General features: G+C 37.6%; 16 protein-coding genes. 13 read left to right on the top strand and 3 right to left on the bottom strand.

Translation table 11 applies throughout. The features are described from left to right. Positions 1–291: 291 nt before the first annotated feature. From ACOCEA_RS07490 to ACOCEA_RS07470, 5 genes are read left to right on the top strand one after another with little or no spacing between them, the layout of a single operon-like run. Positions 292–1,182: a sensor histidine kinase gene (locus ACOCEA_RS07490; protein ID WP_420755604.1), complete on the top strand. Its 891-nt coding sequence runs from the start codon at positions 292–294 to the stop codon at positions 1,180–1,182. A 2-nt stretch (positions 1,183–1,184) separates the two neighbouring features. Beyond that, positions 1,185–1,895, top strand: coding sequence for a LytR/AlgR family response regulator transcription factor (locus ACOCEA_RS07485; RefSeq protein WP_420755603.1), 711 nt, complete (start codon positions 1,185–1,187; stop codon positions 1,893–1,895). Between the two features lie 16 nt (positions 1,896–1,911). Further along, positions 1,912–3,120, top strand: coding sequence for a DUF3500 domain-containing protein (locus tag ACOCEA_RS07480; RefSeq protein WP_420755602.1), 1,209 nt, complete (start codon positions 1,912–1,914; stop codon positions 3,118–3,120). Between the two features lie 12 nt (positions 3,121–3,132). Continuing rightward, a complete protein-coding gene (locus ACOCEA_RS07475) occupies positions 3,133–3,993 on the top strand; it encodes an MBL fold metallo-hydrolase (protein ID WP_420755601.1) in 861 nt (286 codons plus the stop codon). A 12-nt stretch (positions 3,994–4,005) separates the two neighbouring features. Further along, positions 4,006–4,890: a dienelactone hydrolase family protein gene (locus ACOCEA_RS07470; protein WP_420755600.1), complete on the top strand. Its 885-nt coding sequence runs from the start codon at positions 4,006–4,008 to the stop codon at positions 4,888–4,890. Here the strand turns inward: ACOCEA_RS07470 and ACOCEA_RS07465 are convergent. The 3 genes from ACOCEA_RS07465 to ACOCEA_RS07455 are packed head-to-tail and all read right to left on the bottom strand — an operon-like array spanning position 4,887 to position 11,681. After that, positions 4,887–5,777: a transglutaminase family protein gene (locus ACOCEA_RS07465; RefSeq protein ID WP_420755599.1), complete on the bottom strand. Its 891-nt coding sequence runs from the start codon at positions 5,775–5,777 to the stop codon at positions 4,887–4,889. The genes ACOCEA_RS07470 and ACOCEA_RS07465 overlap by 4 nt on opposite strands. Positions 5,778–5,779: 2 nt before the next feature. Then, a complete protein-coding gene (locus ACOCEA_RS07460) occupies positions 5,780–8,344 on the bottom strand; it encodes a circularly permuted type 2 ATP-grasp protein (RefSeq protein WP_420755598.1) in 2,565 nt (854 codons plus the stop codon). Positions 8,345–8,357: 13 nt separating this feature from the next. After that, positions 8,358–11,681 carry a transglutaminase family protein gene (locus ACOCEA_RS07455; RefSeq protein ID WP_420755597.1) on the bottom strand — a complete coding sequence of 1,108 codons (3,324 nt, stop codon included), beginning with the start codon at positions 11,679–11,681 and terminating at the stop codon, positions 8,358–8,360. Between the two features lie 576 nt (positions 11,682–12,257). Between ACOCEA_RS07455 and ACOCEA_RS07450 the strand changes: the two genes are divergently transcribed. The 8 genes from ACOCEA_RS07450 to ACOCEA_RS07415 all read left to right on the top strand — a co-directional run bounded on the left by ACOCEA_RS07450 (position 12,258) and on the right by ACOCEA_RS07415 (position 20,523). Further along, complete coding sequence (locus ACOCEA_RS07450) at positions 12,258–12,647, top strand: DUF983 domain-containing protein (RefSeq protein WP_420755596.1); 390 nt, start codon at positions 12,258–12,260, stop codon at positions 12,645–12,647. A gap of 10 nt (positions 12,648–12,657) precedes the next feature. Then, complete coding sequence (locus tag ACOCEA_RS07445; RefSeq protein ID WP_420755595.1) at positions 12,658–13,290, top strand: Crp/Fnr family transcriptional regulator; 633 nt, start codon at positions 12,658–12,660, stop codon at positions 13,288–13,290. Between the two features lie 66 nt (positions 13,291–13,356). Continuing rightward, on the top strand, positions 13,357–15,090 hold the full coding sequence (locus tag ACOCEA_RS07440) for a SulP family inorganic anion transporter (protein WP_420755594.1): 1,734 nt from the start codon (positions 13,357–13,359) through the stop codon (positions 15,088–15,090). A 65-nt stretch (positions 15,091–15,155) separates the two neighbouring features. Then, positions 15,156–16,571: an MBL fold metallo-hydrolase gene (locus tag ACOCEA_RS07435; RefSeq protein ID WP_420755593.1), complete on the top strand. Its 1,416-nt coding sequence runs from the start codon at positions 15,156–15,158 to the stop codon at positions 16,569–16,571. 131 nt (positions 16,572–16,702) lie between these two features. Further along, positions 16,703–18,112 carry an MBL fold metallo-hydrolase gene (locus ACOCEA_RS07430; RefSeq protein ID WP_420755592.1) on the top strand — a complete coding sequence of 470 codons (1,410 nt, stop codon included), beginning with the start codon at positions 16,703–16,705 and terminating at the stop codon, positions 18,110–18,112. A gap of 181 nt (positions 18,113–18,293) precedes the next feature. Next, positions 18,294–18,956, top strand: a complete 663-nt coding sequence (locus tag ACOCEA_RS07425) for a peroxiredoxin (RefSeq protein ID WP_420755591.1) — start codon at positions 18,294–18,296, stop codon at positions 18,954–18,956. 89 nt (positions 18,957–19,045) lie between these two features. Further along, positions 19,046–19,390: a rhodanese-like domain-containing protein gene (locus ACOCEA_RS07420; protein WP_420755590.1), complete on the top strand. Its 345-nt coding sequence runs from the start codon at positions 19,046–19,048 to the stop codon at positions 19,388–19,390. A gap of 122 nt (positions 19,391–19,512) precedes the next feature. Continuing rightward, on the top strand, positions 19,513–20,523 hold the full coding sequence (locus tag ACOCEA_RS07415; protein ID WP_420755589.1) for a c-type heme family protein: 1,011 nt from the start codon (positions 19,513–19,515) through the stop codon (positions 20,521–20,523). The last annotated feature ends 297 nt before the right edge of the window (positions 20,524–20,820 follow it).

Here is a 20,820-nt window from a genome sequence, read left to right as displayed (position 1 = left end):
ACAAAAATGTAAAACTTTCTTGGTTTAGGCCTCTTAAATTCTGTAAACGTCAAAGGTACCACCGCAAACGACAAAAGAGGATTAAGTTGACGTTGACCCGATTAATTCTGTCGATGGCACAATTTAAAAATTGTTTTTGCTACAATTTTATATTTTAGTATTATGACGCAAAAACCATTTGTATTTAATAGTACTATCAAGGAAGTTATTTTCCAGATTTTGCTACACATTGTACTGTTTTTGTTCTTTTCGTTTGACCGATATCAACCTCAAATCCAAGAATTTAAAATAATGGCATTTCTTAATTATGCCATTGGTGCCTTTGTTATTAACTATATATTACTACCTAAGTTATTTTACAGGAAAAAATATATTTACTTTTTACTAACTGTAGCTATTATCATTACGGTTATTATTTATATAGAAGAGTTTGTACTTGAAAAAATTTACTATCCAGATACCAGAGGTACAAAATTTTTGGGCATAATTTATTGCATGCTAGATGTTATGCCCGTGATTACAATTTTAACGGGTTTCAAATTTGCTTGGGATGCCTCAAAAAAACAGCTTCTGGTAGAAACCCTACAATCATCAGTAAAAGAAAGTGAACTACAATTTTTAAAATCGCAGATCAACCCACACTTTCTCTTTAATAACTTAAACAACCTTTACTCATATGCCATAGAACAATCGCCGAAAACACCTTCTATTATTTTAGAACTTTCCTCTGTACTTAGATACATGTTGTATGATTGTAAGGAAGATTATGTTTCCCTATCAAAGGAGATTGAGCACCTTAAAAACTTTACACAACTAAACGAATTACAAATAGAGGAACGCGGTGAAGTCCGTTTTGATACTAAAAACATAAAGTCCCACTATCAAATTGCACCACTAATTTTATCAGTTTTTATTGAAAACGCTTTTAAACACAGTACGGCCAGCCAATCTGAGGATATTTTCATTAATATTGACATAAAGGTTGACGAGCAGGACCTACTGGTGTTTGAATGCCAAAACTCCTACTTGCCCTTAGGCAACACAGAAAGCCTTTCTAAAGGAATTGGACTTAGCAATGTTAAGAAAAGATTGGAATTACTATATCCCAATGCCCATGAACTTAGTATTGTAGCGGAAGAAAATATATATCATGTCACACTTAAAATGAAATTGAAAACCTGAATATGTTGGTTCATTGTATTATCATAGAAGATCAACCACCAGCACAGCGTGTACTTCAAAAGTTCATTGCTGAAATGGAAACCATGGTGTTAAAAGGGGTCTTTGCCGACGCACTAAAGGCTATCGAATTTATTAACTCGGAATCGGTAGACTTAATTTTTCTGGATATTCACCTACCAAAAATTTCAGGAATAGATTTTCTAAAAACCCTACATAAACCACCTAATATAATCCTTACCACGGCTTTTTCTGAATATGCCTTAGAAAGCTATGATTACAATGTGGTTGATTATCTATTGAAACCATTTTCCTTTGAACGCTTTGTTAAAGCAGTATCCAAAATAAAAACAAAGGATACATTAACACAAAAGGAGCCTAAGGCTTCTAAAATGGCTACAAACAAGGAATTTATCTTTGTTAAATGTGGATATGAACTTGTAAAGATAGATATTGACCAAATTAGATATATTCAGTCAGATGCAGACTACACAGAACTTTATACAAACGACAAAAAATATTTGACTCCAGAACCATTACGACATTGGGAAGAAAATCTTGACACCAAAACCTTCATGCGTATACACCGTTCCTATATTGTGAACACCTCAAAAATTGAAAAGATAATCGGTAATAAGGTAAGACTTGATCAAAATACCAGCCTACCTATAGGTAGGGCCTTTAAGGAGAATTTTATACGATTAGTAACCAAATGAACCAATATTAACACAAATGAAAAAATTAGTCATTCTTATAATACTACCGTTTCTTCTTAACTGTATCCAGAGTATCGGGCAAGAAACCACAAAAAAAAAGGAGGAAAAAGTACAGCCAAACTTTCTTAAATTCTTTGCCGAATTAGATCGTAAGGCCCTTGCCGAAAAGTTTAAAGGAATACAGACTTCCGATGGTGAAATTGCAAACCTTTTCCCAATTCGTTCAACAGGAGTATCCACGGCTCCAATTACCGATGCTGCAAAGAAATTTTTAAATAGCCTAAATCAGGAACAATTGGCAAGAACCACTTTTGACATAGATGATCCTGAATGGAGAAAGTGGTCCAATGTTGATAATGGCATCTTTAAGCGCCAAGGAATATCCTTAAAGGAAATGAGTACTGACCAAAAGGAATCCGCATTTTCATTAATGCAAGAATCGCTGAGTGCAAAGGGACTACAACTCAGCAAGGATATTATGAAGACCGATCATACTTTGGCCGAGCTGAACAACAGACCAGATATTTTTAGCGAAGAATTATATTTTTTTACGGTGATGGGAACACCTTCAACATCAGAACCATGGGGATGGCAATTGGATGGGCATCATCTTGTCATCAACTATTTTGTAATGGGTGACCAAATTGTAATGTCACCAGTGTTTATGGGCGGAGAACCTATATTGACAACTACTGGGAAATACGCTGGCAATACATTGTTTCAGGATGAGCAGAATATGGGGCTTTCCTTTATGCAATCCCTTACATCGGAACAACAACAAAAAGCCACTCTTGAAAAAGAAAAAAAACATAATGACAATAAAGCAGAAGCTTTTAAGGACAATATAGTTTTGGAGTATGAGGGACTATCTGTAGCTCGTTTATCTGAAGAAAAAAAACAGGCTCTTTTAAAGTTGATATCCCAATATGTGGGCAATATGAAAGAGGGACATCGAAAGATCAGAATGGATGATATCAAGGACCACTTAAATGATACTTGGTTTGCCTGGAATGGTACTATTACCGATGATGCCGTATTCTACTATAGAATACATAGCCCCGTAGTACTTATAGAGTTTGACCATCAAGGAGTGGTAGGCGTTCCCAATGTTGAGCATAGGGGCCCTACCCGCAATCATATTCACACTGTGGTTAGAACACCTAACGGAAATGATTATGGTAAAGATTTATTAAAACAACACTTGGAAAAAGCACATCAAAACTAAAACACATTTAATATGAAAAAAATCACATTAATAACCTTATTGACCCTAAGTGCAAATCTTTTTGCACAAAGAGACTTGAGCAACGTAGAGATTACCTCAGAAAAGCTAACTGAAAATGTGTATGTGCTTTTTGGTGCCGGTGGAAATATAGGAGTTGCCATTGGGGAGGATGCTGCTTACCTAATTGACGACCAATTCGGAGCATTGACCGAAAAAATAGTGACCCATGTAAAAACGATAACGGATAAGCCTGTTAGTTTTGTACTTAATACACACCTGCATGGCGACCATACCGGCGGTAATGAAAATCTAGCGAATGCCGGTGCCCTTATTATTGCCCATGACAATGTACGAAAGAGAATGGTCTCTGCCGAAGAGCCCCAACCCAAAGAAGCATGGCCAGTTGTTACCTTTAACGATAAAATGACCCTTTACCTTAAAAATGGAAAGAGCGTGCATGCAATGCACGTAAATCCAGCGCATACCGATGGGGATACGTATTATTATTTTCCTGAAGACAACGTGATTCATATGGGAGACAACTTCTTTAGTGGACGCTACCCTTATATAGACCTAGGGTCAGGCGGTGACATTGATGGTTTGATTTCCAATGTTTCCATGGCTTTGGAACTTATTGATGATACTACTAAAATAATACCTGGACATGGGGAAATTTCTTCAAAAGAAGATTTGAAGAATTATACGGATATTTTAGTTATCTTAAGGGAACGAGTCAAAAAGGCTAGAGATGAGGGTAAATCCCTTGAAGAAATGCAACAAATGGGATTGTCCAAAGAGTGGGACGAAACACATGGGCAAGGCTTTATCAATGCGGACAGGATAATAGAATTCATTTATAAATCGGCAGACTAAAAATTGGATATCATGAAAAAATTAACAAAAGAAGACATTAAACAAGAAGTATTTGATTTGTATGATGATTATGCCCATAATAGGGTTAACAGAAGAATATTTTTAGATAAACTATCTACCTATGCCGTTGGGGGAATAACTGTGGGTTCCTTGCTCAGCTTTATTTCACCTGATTATGTTAAAAAAATACAGGTTTCTCAAGATGACCCTAACTTAAAATCAGAATATATACATTATGATTCCCCAAAAGGTGGTGGTTCAATTAAGGCGTTACTATCAAGACCATCGGAAGCTAAGGAAAAACTACCGGGCATAGTGGTAGTACATGAAAATAGAGGTTTAAATCCTCATATTGCAGATGTGGGGAGACGTGCCGGATTAGCTGGTTTTATTTCCATTGCACCAGATGCGTTGACCCCATTGGGAGGTTATCCTGGTAACGATGATGATGGTCGAGAATTACAGCGTAAAAGGGATCGTAATGAAATGCTAGAGGATTTTATCGCGGCTTTTGAATATTTAAAAAATCATCCAGAATGTAATGGCAAAGTTGGCGTTGTAGGATTCTGTTTTGGTGGCTGGATATCCAATATGATGGCTGTAAAAGTACCAGATCTTGGTGCTGCCGTACCCTTTTATGGCGGACAACCTACAGAAGGAATTGAAAACATAAACGCCCCGTTATTGCTACACTTTGGAGAATTGGATACTCGGGTAAATGCGGGTTGGCCAGCCTATGAGGAAGCATTAAAGCAAAACGGCAAGGAATACGCGGCTTTTATTTATGAAAATGCAAATCACGGTTTTCATAATGATACCACACCTAGATATGACCGTGAAGCAGCTGAACTTGCTTGGCAGCGAACTATTGATTTCTTTAAGGAAAAGCTTACCTAGTGCACCTGTGCTATGTCCACTGATACCTTTAACTTGCTTTTTCCACTTCCATAAACTACCCCTTTGAGTGGTGGTACGTCATAATAGTCCCTACCCCAACCTACCACAATATGTTGGTCTTTGGGAATCTGATTATTGGTAGGGTCAAAATCTACCCATCCAAAACCAGGAATAAAAATGGAAAACCAGGCATGTGAGGCGTCGGCACCTACTAGTTTTGCCTTTCCGGGTGGGGGAAGTGTTTCTATATAACCACTTACGTATCTAGCGGGTAATCCCACGGAACGTATGCAGGCAATGGCAATTTGTGCAAAATCTTGGCAAACCCCTTTTTTAAGCCTAAATACTTCTTCTATTGGTGTTGAAATACTTGTAAACCCTGAAACAAAATCAAAATCGGTATAAATACGTTGCATCAATTCAAAGGCGGCATCAAAAACGGAGCGATTTCCCTGGAAAGAAAGTTCAGCGTATTCTCTAATATTTTTATCGGTCTTTCGAATAAAAATCGATTCCAACACATATTGTTTCGCTTCCAAAACCCAAGGATCATTCCCATTAAGAGCAAAAAGCGCATCGTTCATTGTCACATTTTTACATGAGTCTGAATAAAATGAATCATGAAAACCGGTATAATCCCTATTGATCCTACTTTTAGTGGTCACTCTTAAAACTTGATGTTCCTTCTGTATGGAAAAACGGGTAATAAAATTTCCAAAAAAATCCTCCCGCTCAGATATTTCCGTGGGTTTGGGACTAATTTGAATCTTATAGTCCAACAATTCCTGACCATTTGACTTTCTTGGCCTTAATGTTGCAATATTATGGCAATAGTTAACAGGTGCGTTGTATTTGTATGTGGTAATGTGGGTTACGTTAAAGACCATGCTTAGATTGGAAAAGACTGTGCAAACAACTGTGTTTGTTTGTCGGTATGGTTAAAATAAGTTCCTGTAATAGATTGGGATGTTTTATATAATAACTCGGAGAGTTCATCAAATAATTTGTCCAAATCTTCCCGAACCACATCCTCATCAGATTTTGTGGCACTTAATTTTGATGATTCTGCTAAACGTAATTTTGAAAATGCATTGAAAACATATTTCTGGTAATTCGTAAGCTGATGGTCTTTCTTGGAATGAGGCAATCTTGCGATATCTTTTTGTAATCTATTGATCATAAAAGTCAATGATCTTGCATATTCCAAATCCAGCACCACTAAATCCAACACAGGCTCCAACTGTATAAAAGAACGATAACTATACCTATAAATATTTAAACTTTCATGGCTCGTTAACAAATACTCCAAAAGATCATATTCTATCTGTGTCTCATATTTAACCGATAACAAAGATCTACATTTGGTAATGGTCAACATACTTTGTTCCAATTGCAGACCAATGAAGTAAAGTAATAGTCCCTGCTGAACCATGATACTCTCCTCAATGAGGCCCATAAAAGCAATTAATCGCGTAATCAATTGATTTAGCACCTTAAGAATCCTTTGGATAGAGGGAGTTTCCTCTTCTTGAAAAGCTTGCCATAATTTTTGAATATTTTCAAAAACACGCCACATGTCCGAAGACCATAAATTTCTAATGGAATAGTAGGAATTACTAAACATATCAATAGTGTGTGCCAGACTTCCAACTCTATCCCTATTTCGAATAACAGATAGCATTTCTGCATACGGATTTTCCATGGCCTGTTGCCCATCCTTTGACTTTTCTGCAAAACCTGGATAGGTTCCCGTCAATTGTGTAACTGCTTTAAATAGTACTTGAAGTTTTATGGAATCGGGAGTTTCATTCCTATTTTCTACCACTGCCATTTGCCGCATAACCATACGGATAAAACGAGCATTCACTAGGGTCCTTCCAACATAGCGACCTGCCCAATAAAGATTTTCTGCTGTTAAACTTGGTAAATCATCTAACCCAGAAATGGCAATGGATGATTTTTGTTCCCAATTTCTTTTTTTGTCTTCCTTTACGTTATTGTCCTCCAAAATCCAAAAATCCTTACTCGTACCACCCCTTTGATTTGAAACCCTAACGGTATCACTATCAGGGGCTACACGTACCAATCCACCAGGCATAATACGATAGCCATCACCAAAAGCGATGGAGAATGCCCTAGTAACCACATTTCTTGGTGCCAAGCTATCAAGTGTGAGGTTAGGCGCCGTAGAGAAATTGATCTGTTCTTGTGCCACAAACCGATACGGACGCTCCAAAATTTGATTTTTTAAGGATTCAAGTTCTTTAGGGTTCAGAAATTTACCAAAATAAATATTTTCCCTGTTCGTCCGGTCTATTCTTTTTATAACCAATGATGAAAGGTTTTCTAGAACGTAATTCCTTTCCTTTTCCTGTCCACACCACCAAGAGGCAATCTGGGGCAATAGCAATTCCTCATTTAAAAAGTATTTGCAAATGGCCGGCATAAATGGGATTAAGCCTGGATTTTCGATAATGCCACTTCCCACAGGGTTTATTACGGATACGTTTTTCCTGCGGACCACATCTAACAATCCGGCTACTCCAAGATGGGAATCCTCCCGTAGTTCCAGTGGGTCTGTAAATGCGTCATCGACCCTACGGAGTACAACATCTATTCGCTTTAGACCATGAAGGGATTTCATCCACAAGTAGCCATCCCTTACCACTAGATCATTTCCTTGCACTAACGGATACCCTAAAAATGATGCTAAATAGGCGTGTTCAAAATAAGTTTCATTATGTGACCCAGGGGTAAGGATTACGATATTTGGATTGTCTTTTTTACTTGGAGAAGCATCAATAAGCATTTGATGAAAATCCTTAAAAAAACCTGACAAACGCGTAACATTCATCTTGGCATACATTTCCGGAAGGGTTCTGCTGGTGGTAGACCTGTTCTCCAGTGCATAACCCATACCTGAAGGTGCCCCAGTACGATCATTTACCACCCATAACCGTCCATCGGTTCCTCGAGCCAAATCTGCCGCATAAATAGATAACAATTTTTCTGAAGTATAAGTTATACCCGAACATTGTCTTAAAAAACCCCTATGACCATAAATAACTTCATGTGGTAGTACTCCTTCCTTGATAAGTTTACGCTCTCCATATACATCCGCCAACACCAAGTTTAAAAGCTCTGCACGTTGTTTAAGCCCAGCTTCTACGTTCTTCCATTCGTTCTGGTGCATCAACAAAGGAACCACATTAAGGCTCCATGGACGATGCATTCCTTGTGGGTCGTTGTAAACGTTGTAAGTAACCCCGTTTTCAGAAAGCATCCAATCGATGTCTTTTTGGCGTCCTATTAATCCGTTAACACCCATTTGATCAAAACTGGCAAACAGTTTTTTCCAATGGGCTTTTACGCCATTATCCGAGTTAAACAACTCATCATTTCCAAATTTTGTGGTATAGCTATCTAACCAGCTCGTCTTCGTAGTTGTTGGCATTAAATTTCACAAATTACTTCTTTCTCAAATCCGTCACATGTGGGTATTCTGGATTAATAGGAATCTCCTTGTATACAAAGGTATTGGAAGCAACCTTAGGTTGTACCATTCTGCCTGTAAAATTTGTTGAAGGTTCCATTTCCATCGGCGTCACCTCACCTTGCGTATGGCCAAAGTCCCAGAAACGGTTTATCCTCCTAGACTCTGCCTCGTAACTATTTACCGGATAAGAATCATAGGAACGCCCCCCTGGATGCGATACAAAATAAGTACAGCCCCCAATGGATTTGCTGTTCCAGTCATCCACAATATCAAAAACCAAAGGTGTGTCAACACCTATTGTAGGGTGTAACGCAGACCATGGCTCCCATGCTTTAAAACGTACTCCAGCTACATATTCCCCTTTGGTCCCTGTAGGGCTCAATTCAATTTTTACGCCGTTGCATGTTAGTGTATACCGTTCCTCTGTGAAGTTTTTTAATTTTACCTGAACCCTTTCCAAAGAAGAATCGACATACCTTGCCGTGCCCCTACCGGACATTTCCTCTCCCAATACGTTCCAAGGTTCAATGGCCATCCGCAATTCCAATTGAATGGAGTTAATTTCGACCATACCATACAATGGAAATCGGAATTCAAAAAATGGATCAAACCAATCCAGCTTAAAGGGGTAACCGGCATCATTCAACTGCTCAACAATATCCTTTATGTCGTCTTTCACATAATGCTCCAACAAAAATTTATCATGCAGTTCGGTACCCCACCGCACCAAATCGTGTTTATATGGTTTTTTCCAAAACCAAGAGACAAGGGTCCGTACCAATAACATTTGCATTAAGCTCATTTGGGCATGGGGGGGCATATCAAAAGCCCTAAGCTCCAAGATGCCCAACCGTCCTGAGGAGGAATCGGGTGAGTATAATTTATCGATACAAAATTCAGCGCGATGTGTATTCCCTGTTATGTCCGTCAATAAATGACGAAATAAACGGTCTGTTAACCAAAAAGGAACTTCCTTATCCTCAGGAATTTGTGAAAAGGCAATCTCCAGTTCATATAAATTTTCCAACCGAGCCTCGTCTACACGCGGTGCCTGACTTGTAGGGCCAATAAAAGCTCCTGAAAACAAGTACGACAATCCAGGATGATGTTGCCAAAAAGTCAATAGGCTTCGTAACAGTTGTGGGTCTCGCAACAAGGGACTATCGGCAGGTGTCACACCGCCTAAAGTAACATGATTTCCTCCGCCTGTTCCTGTGTGCTTACCATCTAACATGAACTTTTCGGTTCCCAAGCGGGACTTTTTAGCCTCTTCGTAAAGTTTCAAGGTATTGTCGGTAAGTTCTTTCCAATTGTTAGCGGGATGAACATTGACTTCTATGACCCCAGGATCAGGGGTTACCTTCAATACTTCTAACCTATTGTCCCGTGGCGGTTCATAACCTTCTAAAATTACCGGTACCTGTAACTCTTTTGCCGTAGCTTCAATACTGGCAACCAAATCCAAAAAATCTTCTGCACTATCCAAAGGAGGCATAAATAGAAACAATTTATCTTCCCTAACCTCAGCGCATAGGGCGGTTCGTACAAAAGGTTGCTTGTTAATTTTGTTGACAAGGCCAACAGATATACGTTCTTGTAAATCAACACCATAAGGCTTTAAATTTGGCTTAGGCTCAAAAAGCTCTGGCTCTGCAGTTGGTTCGGATGGCACTTCGGGATCTTTTGGTAAGGACTCCAATGGTAAACGCAGCCCTATAGGCGAATTCCCGGGGGTCAAAAACAGGTGTTTCCCCCTTAGCTCCCAAGGGTTTGTAATCCATAAGGATTCTTTTTTGGCCAAGGGAAATACATGTCCCACCGTCTTACCAATACCTTGCTCCAAAATCTCTCCCAATTTTCTTCGAAGGGCCGTATCCTTTGTATTGTAATCCTTTGGATTTATATCTATAGGCAACTTACGCTCCTCCCATAAAAAGTAAAACGCATCCTCATAAGCTGGCATAATGGAATCAGCCGGACATTTTAAATAATTGCTCAGGGTTTGGAGGAATTTATGAGAAATATCTTTAGGTAGCTCATACTTTTTGGTAAAAGAGGCTAACCATTTTGGTTCATTCCATATCACATCACCATCCTTTCGCCAATGCACACCGATCAACCATCGAGGCAAGGGTTCTCCAGGGTACCATTTTCCTTGTGCATGGTGCAACATGCCCCCTTTTCCAAAGGTTTCCAATAAGCGTAAGGAAAGAGCACTTGCCAATTGACGTTTGTGGTCACCATCGGCAGCGGTATTCCATTCCTCAGATTCCATATCGTCTATTGATACAAAAGTAGGCTCCCCACCCATGGTTAACCTAACATCATTTTGTTGCAACTCCTCTTCTACCTTAAATCCCAAATTGTAAATGGCGTTCCATTGGTCTTCTGTATATGGTTTGGTTACCCTGGGCGATTCAAATATTCTTGTTACGGAATTTTCAAACTCAAATTCAGTCTCGCAAGGGTCTGTAAGCCCATACACTGGTGCTGCACTTTCAAACGATGGCGTACATGCCAAAGGAATATGCCCTTCCCCAGCCAATAAACCGGAAGTAGCATCCAAACCGATCCAACCTGCCCCTGGTAAATATACCTCAGCCCAAGCATGAAGATCAGTGAAATCCTCTTCGGGCCCAGAAGGTCCGTCCAAGGACTTTTCATCCGCTTTCAATTGCACAAGGTATCCCGAAACAAAACGCGCCGCCAAACCCAAATGTCTCAAGGTCTGAACCAATAACCAAGCAAAATCACGGCACGAGCCCAACTTTTTATCCAAAGTTTGTTCGCATGTCTGAACCCCGGGCTCCATACGAATGGTATAATTCAAATAGTTATAAAGATCTTGGTTAAGACCGGTTAAAAAATCGATACTACGTTTTGGTGATCTATCAATGGTCTTTAACCAATCTTGTAGCAAGGTTCCATCCTCGGTTATCTCCAAATAAGGTAGCAGTTCCTTTTTTAGCTCGGGTTTGTAGGTAAATGGAAATTCTTCAACGGATTCCTCCACAAAAAAATCAAACGGATTAATGGTTTTCATATCCGCAATAATTTCGATATCTATGGACAGTTCATCGGTTTTTTCCGGAAAAACGATACGGGCCAGATAATTCCCAAATGGGTCTTGTTGCCAATTAAAAAAATGATTTTCTGGTTTAATCTTTATGGAATAAGCCTCAATGGGAGTCCTACTATGTGGCGCAGGCCGTAATCTAAAAATATGTGGGGAAAGGTTCACCCTTCGATCGTATTTGTATTTTGTCTTATGTCTGATCGCTACTTTTAGAGCCATAGTATTGTCTTGTTATCAATAGTATCTAAGATAACCACTTAATTAGCAACTAATGGGATTTGTGGATATTAACTGCTCATTTTTATCCATACCACAGTTATAGGGTCCTTTTTTGCATTATCAATAATCAATCTTCAAATTTCATCTTAAGGACATATTTAGTATTGATGTTCAAACCTTTTTCTAAGACCTAAAATAAATTGTAGGCAATTACAGCGTTTATTAATGTTTTTGGCGCTTCTTAATTGTATTTGGAAGACGGATATAGATTGTGAAAAAAAAGTTCTAACATACTATAGAATAATGATCCCAACCTCGGAAGAAACACAAATAAGTAACTGTATTTCAAATATATAACAAAATTCAACCAATATAAATGCGTTGTTTTTAGAAGCTAAACAGAGGTGATACGGACTTGTCGTTTCCTATCATGGGACCATCTTTTTAAAAGAGTATTAAGAGTATACTACTAAATGATTTTTATCATTTTAAATTTAATTGTTCTTTTTAGCTTTGTAACCTTTGTTACCTATTTAAATGGAATCTTGGCTTATTTTTGACCTTAAAATTTATTTTATGTTCGCTAAAGGTTCCAAAGTATATACCATATTATTTTTAAAATGCCCTAGATGTCAAGAAGGTGATTTTCTTGAGGCAAACCCTTATAAATTAAGTAACTTTAATAAAGTTAAGGAACGTTGTCCCAAATGTGAACTTAAGTATAGTTTAGAACCAAGTTTTTATTATGGCAGTATGTACGTTTCGTATGCTGTGGGTATAGCAGTTGCCGTGGCAGTATATGTACTGACATTAATTTTTGGTTTGGAATTAAATGTGGCCAAGCTTTTTGGACTAATGGTCACAACTTTAGTATTGGCGATGCCTTGGATAGCTGCTGTTTCAAAATCTATTTGGGCAAACATCTTTTTTAAGTATGACAAAAATATAGCGGAACAAGTAAAATAAGATAACATCAATGATACAGGAACTTACTGATAGTTACGGTGATATATTTGAAAAGGAATTATTAAATGAAATTCTACAAGTAGGTACTTTCAAAGAAGTGCCCGAAGGATTTAAATTAATTGAAATAGGAGAGTATATCAAGGGGATGCCCCTACTGATTTCAGGTGCTATCAAAATATTAAGAGAGGATAATGATGGTGATGAATTACTGCTATACTATCTAGAAAAAGGAGATACCTGTTCTATGACCCTTGCTTGTTGTATTGGTGATACCAAAAGTGAAATTAGGGCCATTACGGAGACCGATACCAAATTAATCATGGTACCCATTCAAAAAATGGAAGAATGGACCGCTAAGTATAAATCTTGGCGAAATTTTGTTTTTAACAGTTATCATATTCGGCTTAACGAACTACTTCAGACATTAGACAGCCTTGCATTTGATAAAATGGATGCCAGGTTGGTAAGCTATTTAAAAGAAAAGGCACGTATAAATAAGGAGGATATCATTCACAATACCCATCAAGAAATCGCCTACGAACTCCATAGTTCAAGGGTGGTCATATCCAGACTTCTCAAAAAGTTGGAGCAATTGGGAAAAATTGAACTTCACCGAAATTATATCAAAATCCTAGACCTATAAGGCTTTGTAACCAATGTTACTGTATAGGGTGCTTTAGAAGTATATTTTTGTTGAAAATTATTTTCTATGCTCAAACGGTACTTGCCAATTCTAGAGTGGTTACCATCTTATAAAAAATCTTACTTGTCTGGCGACATTAGTGCTGGGATTACGGTAGGGATTATGTTGATACCACAAGGTATGGCCTATGCCATGATTGCCGGTCTACCGCCTGTATTTGGTCTATATGCCTCCTTGATCCCCCAGATTATATATGCATTATTGGGCACTTCACGCCAATTGGCGGTAGGACCTGTTGCCATGGATTCTTTGCTAGTAGCTTCTGGACTAGGGGCGTTAGCTATTTCTGGCATAGATGAATATATTTCAATGGCCATATTTCTAGCCTTGTTCATGGGTCTTATTCAACTAGGATTGGGACTGTTACGCATGGGTTTTTTAGTGAATTTTCTCTCGAAACCAGTAATCAGTGGATTTACTTCGGCAGCGGCCATAATCATTGGTTTAAGTCAATTAAAGCATTTATTGGGAACCAATATAGAACGAAGTAATCAGGTACATATACTTTTAAGCAATGCCGTTACATCTCTTGGAGATATTAATAGTATTACGTTAATAATTGGAATAATAGCAATTATACTGATAAAAACTATAAAAAAAATTCATAAAAGCATTCCGGCCGCGCTCGTGGTTGTGGTATTGGGAATTATAGGCATTTATACCTTTGGCTTACATGAACAAGGCGTTAAAATTGTTGGTGAAGTACCAAGTGGCCTACCATCATTAAATGTGCCTACTATAGATTTTACAAGAATTTCAGAACTATTACCTATTGCATTGACATTGGCTTTAATTGCTTTTATGGAAGCTATTTCCGTTGCCAAGGCAGTTGAGGAAAAGCATGATGATTATGAGGTAGATTCCAATCAAGAACTTATAGCTTTAGGCACATCAAACATCATTGGCTCCTTTTTCCAATCTTACCCTACCACAGGCGGGTTTTCCAGAACTGCAGTAAATGATCAGGCAGGGGCAAAAACTGGTGTAGCTCCTATAATTAGTGCCTTGGTTGTTGGTTTGACCCTACTATTCCTTACCCCGTTATTTTATTATCTACCCAATGCCGTACTGGCCGCAATTATTATGGTTGCCGTATTTGGTCTTATAGACTTAAAATATCCGGTGGAATTGTATAAAAACCGAAGAGATGAATTTTTTCTACTCATAACCACATTTTTGATTACACTAACAATTGGTATTAAAGAAGGAATTTTATTGGGCGTTTTAATCTCACTGTTACTATTGGTCTATCGTACTTCACGACCACATATGGCAGTATTGGGGCGCATTCGTAATACTGAGTACTTTAAGAATATAATACGATTTCCTGAGGATACTGAACAGTTTGAGGACTTCTTGATTGTGCGTTTTGATGCGCAACTCTATTTCGGAAATAAGGAATTTTTCAGAAAAGAATTACGAAAACATTTATATGAAAAAACAAACAAGGTTAAGTATGTGATTTTAAATGCTGAGGCAATCAATTACATAGATAGCAGTGCTGTTCATATGCTTAAAAAAACCATAACAGATTTAAAATCGGAAGGAATTGTTTTCGTTGTTGCAGGTGCTATAGGTCCCACAAGAGATATTCTTTACAGTAGTGGCCTAATTGATATCATTGGAAAAGATAATCTTTTTGTTAAAACAAATGAAGCCTATAACCATTGTAAGTTATTGAATAAAAAGTCTGCCTTGGAAGAAAAAATTTCGCTTCAATCAAAAAACAGTCTTGTGTAACCTATGTAACTGTACAACCGACTTTTCATGAGTATTTTTAATGTATAACCTTAAAAATAATAATCATGAAAGTAGAACAGATTTATACAGGATGTTTAGCACACGCCGCTTATTATATTGAGAGCAAAGGTGTTGCCGCTGTTTTTGACCCACTTCGTGAGGTACAACCCTATTTGGATCGGGCTAAAAAAGACAATGCCAAGATTAAATATGTTTTTGAAACCCATTTTCATGCAGATTTTGTTAGTGGACACTTAGACCTAAAGAAAAAGGCAGGATCCGAAATTGTATTTGGCCCAGGTGCAAAACCTGCCTATGAAGCTACTACCGCAAAAGATGGTCAAGTATTTGAAGTAGGCGACTATAAGGTAAAGGTAATCCATACCCCAGGTCATACCATGGAAAGTACTACCTACCTTTTAATAGATGAAAACGGAAAGGAACATGGCATTATCACTGGAGATACCTTATTTATTGGTGATGTAGGACGACCTGATTTGGCGCAGCATGTAGTATCAGAACTTACTGAAGAAAAACTTGCTGGCCACCTTTTTGATTCCCTTCGTAATAAAATAATGCCCTTAAGTGATGATTTAATAGTATACCCAAACCATGGGGCGGGATCAGCATGTGGCAAAATGATGAGCAAGGAAACTACAGACACCTTGGGACACCAAAAAGAAGTGAATTACGCCCTACGTGCAGATATGACCAAAGAGGAATTTGTAAAAGAACTTTTAACAGGTTTAACCACACCTCCAGGATATTTCCCTAAAAATGTTTTAATGAACATAAAAGGATATGAAAGCTTGGACAATATAATGGATAGGGCCACAACCGCCTATTCACCTGAGGCTTTTGAAGCGGTTACGAATGAAACAGGTGCTTTAGTTTTAGATACGAGAAATGCGGCGGATTTTGCTAAAGGCTTTATCCCAAACAGTATTAATATTGGTTTAGAAGGAAGCTTTGCCCAATGGGTAGGTGAAATGATTCCCGACATAAAACAAGAAATTTTATTGGTGACCTATAAAGGCAAGGAAGAAGAGGCCATCACTAGATTGTCCAGAGTTGGCTATGACAATACAGTCGGTTATCTAAAAGGCAGTTTTGAAAGTTGGAAAGAATCAGGAAAAGAATATGAGACTTCGAAACGTATTACGGCCGAAGAACTAGAGAAGTCCATAAAAAATGTAAAAACATTAATTATAGATGTTCGTAAAAAAAGTGAATATGATTCTGAACATGTCATTGACGCCATTAACGTGCCCTTAAATGAAATAAATCAGCATTTATCACAATTCCCAAAAGATAAAGCCTTTGTACTACATTGCGCTGGAGGTTATAGAAGCATGATTGCTGCTTCCATTTTAAAACAAAGAGGCTGGCAGAATTTTACTGATGTCATAGGAGGTTTTGAAGCTATTTCAAAGACCAACATACCAAAATCAGAATATGTTTGCCCCACTACATTGCTTTAAGCCATGGATTACAAAAGGAAATGCCCTGATATTTTTGGGGCATTTTTTACTCTTAACTTCAATGTAACCAATGTTACTGTATTAGTTATTTCCAATTCGTAATTTTGTGTTTGAAATTTTAATGTGTTACTATGAAAGTTGAACAAATTTATACAGGCTGTCTTGCTCAAGGCGCCTATTATATAGAAAGTAAAGGAGAAGTTGCCATCATTGATCCCTTAAGAGAGGTTAAACCTTATATTGAAAGGGCAAAACAGGATAATGCCAAGATCAAGTATATCTTTGAAACCCACTTTCACGCAGATTTTGTTAGCGGACATGTTACTTTGGCAAAAGAGACCGGGGCACCAATTGTTTACGGTCCAAACGCCAACCCTACTTTTGATGCAATCATAGCTGAGGACAATCAAGAATTTAAACTGGGGGATCTTACCATTAAAGTGTTACACACACCTGGACATACCATGGAAAGTACCACATTTCTTCTAATAGATGAGAATGGAAAAGACCATGCCATTTTTAGTGGGGATACCTTATTCCTAGGTGATGTCGGCAGACCTGATTTAGCTCAAAAAATGGGTGTTTTAACAGAAAGAGATCTTGCTGGCTTTCTTTATGATAGCCTTAGGGAAAAAATTATGCCCTTAGCGGACGATGTTGTTGTTTATCCTGCCCACGGGGCTGGTTCTGCATGTGGCAAGAACATGATGAAGGAAACCATAGATACTCTTGGTAACCAGAAAAAAATGAATTATGCCTTGCGAGCTGATATGACCAAGGAAGAATTTATAGATGAGGTGACAGAAGGATTGTTGCCCCCTCCACAATATTTCCCTTTAAACGTTAAGTTAAATAAGGAAGGTTATGAGGATATTGAACAGGTTTTGGAAAGAGGTACCACTGCATTGAGCCCAAAGGCATTCGAAACAGCGGCAAATGAAACAGGTGCTATTGTTTTAGATGTAGGCCATCAAGACGACTATGCCAAAGGACACATACCACGTTCCATATTTATTGGTTTGGATGGCAGCTTTGCACCTTGGGTAGGTGCTTTAATTGCAGATGTACAACAACCTATACTTTTGGTAACTCCAAATGGTATGGAAGAAGAAGCTGTTACCAGATTATCAAGGGTTGGATTTGACAATACATTAGGTTATTTGGAAGGTGGTTTCGAGGCTTGGAAAAAAGCAGCTATGGAATATGATACCGTTAGCCAAATAGATGCTAAAGGGCTTAAAGAAAAAGTAGCATCCGAAGAGGCTCCTGTTTTTGATGTTCGCAAAGAAAGTGAGTTTCTTTCTGAACATATGTTGGTGGCCAATAACACCCCATTGGATTATCTAAACGATCATTTGGCAGAGTTCCCAGATAATGAACCATTTTATGTGCATTGCGCGGGTGGCTATAGAAGTATGATTGCATCGTCTATCCTAAAAAGCCGCGGCATTCATAACTTAATTGATGTTAAAGGAGGGTTTAAGGCCATAAAAGAAGCGGAGATACCTGTTTCTGAATACGTTTGCCCTTCTACACTTTAACTCATTGTTTTATTGGATTGATTGAAAAGGAAAATTCCCCAATTGGGGAATTTTCCTTTTTTATATTATTTATTCCATTCCTCAAATTTTTTAATGTTTTACATGAGTTCTATGTCTTAATGTAACCAGTGTTACTGTGCAAGATAGGTCATAGGGCTATCTTTATTTTAAATAATAACATATGGAAACTATAGACAATAAAGAAGTAAATACCATGCCTAGAATTGGAGATATAGCACCAGATTTTGAGGCGATAACTACAAAGGGTCGTATAAAACTATCTGATTTTGCTAAGGACAAGTGGATTGTAATGTTCTCTCATCCTGCAGATTTCACACCAGTATGTACTACTGAAATGAGTGGTTTTGCAACTCGTAAATCAGAATTTGACGATTTAAATACCGAATTATTGGGGTTGAGTATTGATAGTATACACGCACACTTGGGATGGGTACAAAACGTACGCGAAAATACTGGCGTATATTTTGACTTTCCTATCATTGCCGACTTGGACATGAAAGTTTCCAAGAAATATGGCATGTTGCAACCAAATGAAAGTGAGACAGCTGCAGTACGTGCCGTATTTTTTATTGATCCTAAGAAAAAGATAAGGTTAATCATGTACTACCCTCTTAATGTTGGAAGAAATATGAATGAAATACTACGTGCGTTAGTAGCATTGCAGACATCGGACAAGCATAAAGTATCTATGCCATTGGATTGGAAAAAAGGAGATAAGGTCATTGTTTCGCCTCCAAAGACCCTAGATGAACTAAATGCTAGATTGGTGGATGACAGCCTAGAGAAAATAGATTGGTACCTAGCCAAAAAAAATCTTAATTAAACTGCTTTTATTGGTTGGTTGTTTAAGGAAACGGTTCATTTAAATGGCCGTTTCCTTTAAAATAAAACTTAAATTAAAAATATAAAATTATGTCTTTTATAAGCGCACTCTTCGGATCAAAAAAGAAAGAAACAGACCGTATCGCTATATTAAATAAGGAAGAATATAAAGAAGCCATTGAACATAAAAATATTCAATTGGTTGATGTTCGCACATCGTTAGAGTATACCAGCGGCCATATTAAAAACGCCTTGAATATTGACTTTTTCAATGCGAATACGTTTCAAAGGGAATTTGAAAAATTGGATAAGGATAAACCCGTATACCTATACTGTAGATCTGGAGCTAGAAGCCAAAAAGCTGCATATAAACTACTTGATATGGGATTTACCAAAATCTATGACCTTAAAGGAGGATATAATAATTGGAGATAAAAACCTTTACTCTTTTAAAGTCACCATCCCTATGCGAAATATTGAATATAAAGGATGTAGTACTACCATAATTTTTTAAGCCAAATCATTTGTGGGTTGCATAAGAAGATAAATATAAAATCATGAAAAATATAATCCTATTATTAACTATCATTGGGCTGACAAGCTGTAAGGATAAACCCAAGACAACAACTGAACAAGGTATAAAAGGGTCCAATGTAATGGCTTTATTAGCCCAAGAAATATCACAAGATGCTAGTACGTTACTAAAAACTAAATGCTATAGCTGTCACGATCCAAATGCCAGTCACCAGCAACGTATTGCCCCACCAATGGCAGCCATAAAAGCTAGGTATCTAAAGGACTATTTAACAAAACAGGAATTTACCAATGCTATTTGGGCATTTGTAGAAAAACCTTCAAAAGAGAAGGCAAAAATGAAAGGTGCCATAAACCGTTTTGGCGTAATGCCCTATCAACCCTATAATGAAGAAGACATTCGACTGATTTCCGATTTTATTTTCGATTATCAAATAGAAGAACCTTCATGGTTTAAAAAACATTGGGAAGAACGCCATGGTGAGGGCAGTTACCAGCAGAAAGGAAAGAAATTGGGGAATACCATCAACACACACGAAAAAAACTATGTTGAAATTGAATTGACATATGCCAACAACACGAAAAAAATATTAGGACAAAACCTTATGGGTACTATACAAAATAAGGGAACCGTAGCGGCATTAGATTTTTGCAATGAAAGAGCTTACCCATTAACGGACAGTATATCAAAAGTACATAATGCCATAATTAAACGTGTTACAGATAAACCTCGTAACCCTGCAAACCAAGCAAATAGCATAGAATTGGGACATATAGATTATTTTAAAAATGTAGTTGCCGCAAATGAAAAATATGAACCTATTATAGAAGAAGATGGCAAGGGTGTTAACTTTTACTACCCTATTATTACCAATAGTTTATGTTTACAATGTCATGGAGAAATTGGTAGTGATATACGGTCCGATGTGGTAAACAACTTAAAAATTAAATATCCAATGGATGAAGCTGTAGGATATAGAGCCAATGAAGTTAGGGGTGTCTGGAGTATCTATTTTAAAAAAAATGAACAATAACATAAGGTTTTTAGTGGAAATTACAGATTAGGTTTAGAACTACGACAACCTGAATGCAACTGGAAAATGGGCTGATTCCTTGCCAAGTAGCTTTTGTGAGCGTACAATGCAATCTCCAATAGGTCTCTACCTATCCAATGCCCTATCACTTTCCAAAAAAATGAAAATAGAATACAAATACGAAACTTTGCCGTAAACTGTTGCGAACAATGGTACAACCATAAAAGAAATTTAGAACAAGGCTATTCTATCCTATTCTAGAATGAAAAATAGTATTTGGAACATGCACACTTTTAT

Source organism: Maribacter luteocoastalis, assembly GCF_048890225.1.
GTDB classification, from domain to species: Bacteria; Bacteroidota; Bacteroidia; order Flavobacteriales; family Flavobacteriaceae; genus Maribacter; species Maribacter luteocoastalis.
Note: the sequence above shows the minus strand (reverse complement) of the source record. Positions and strands in the feature narration are given on the sequence as shown.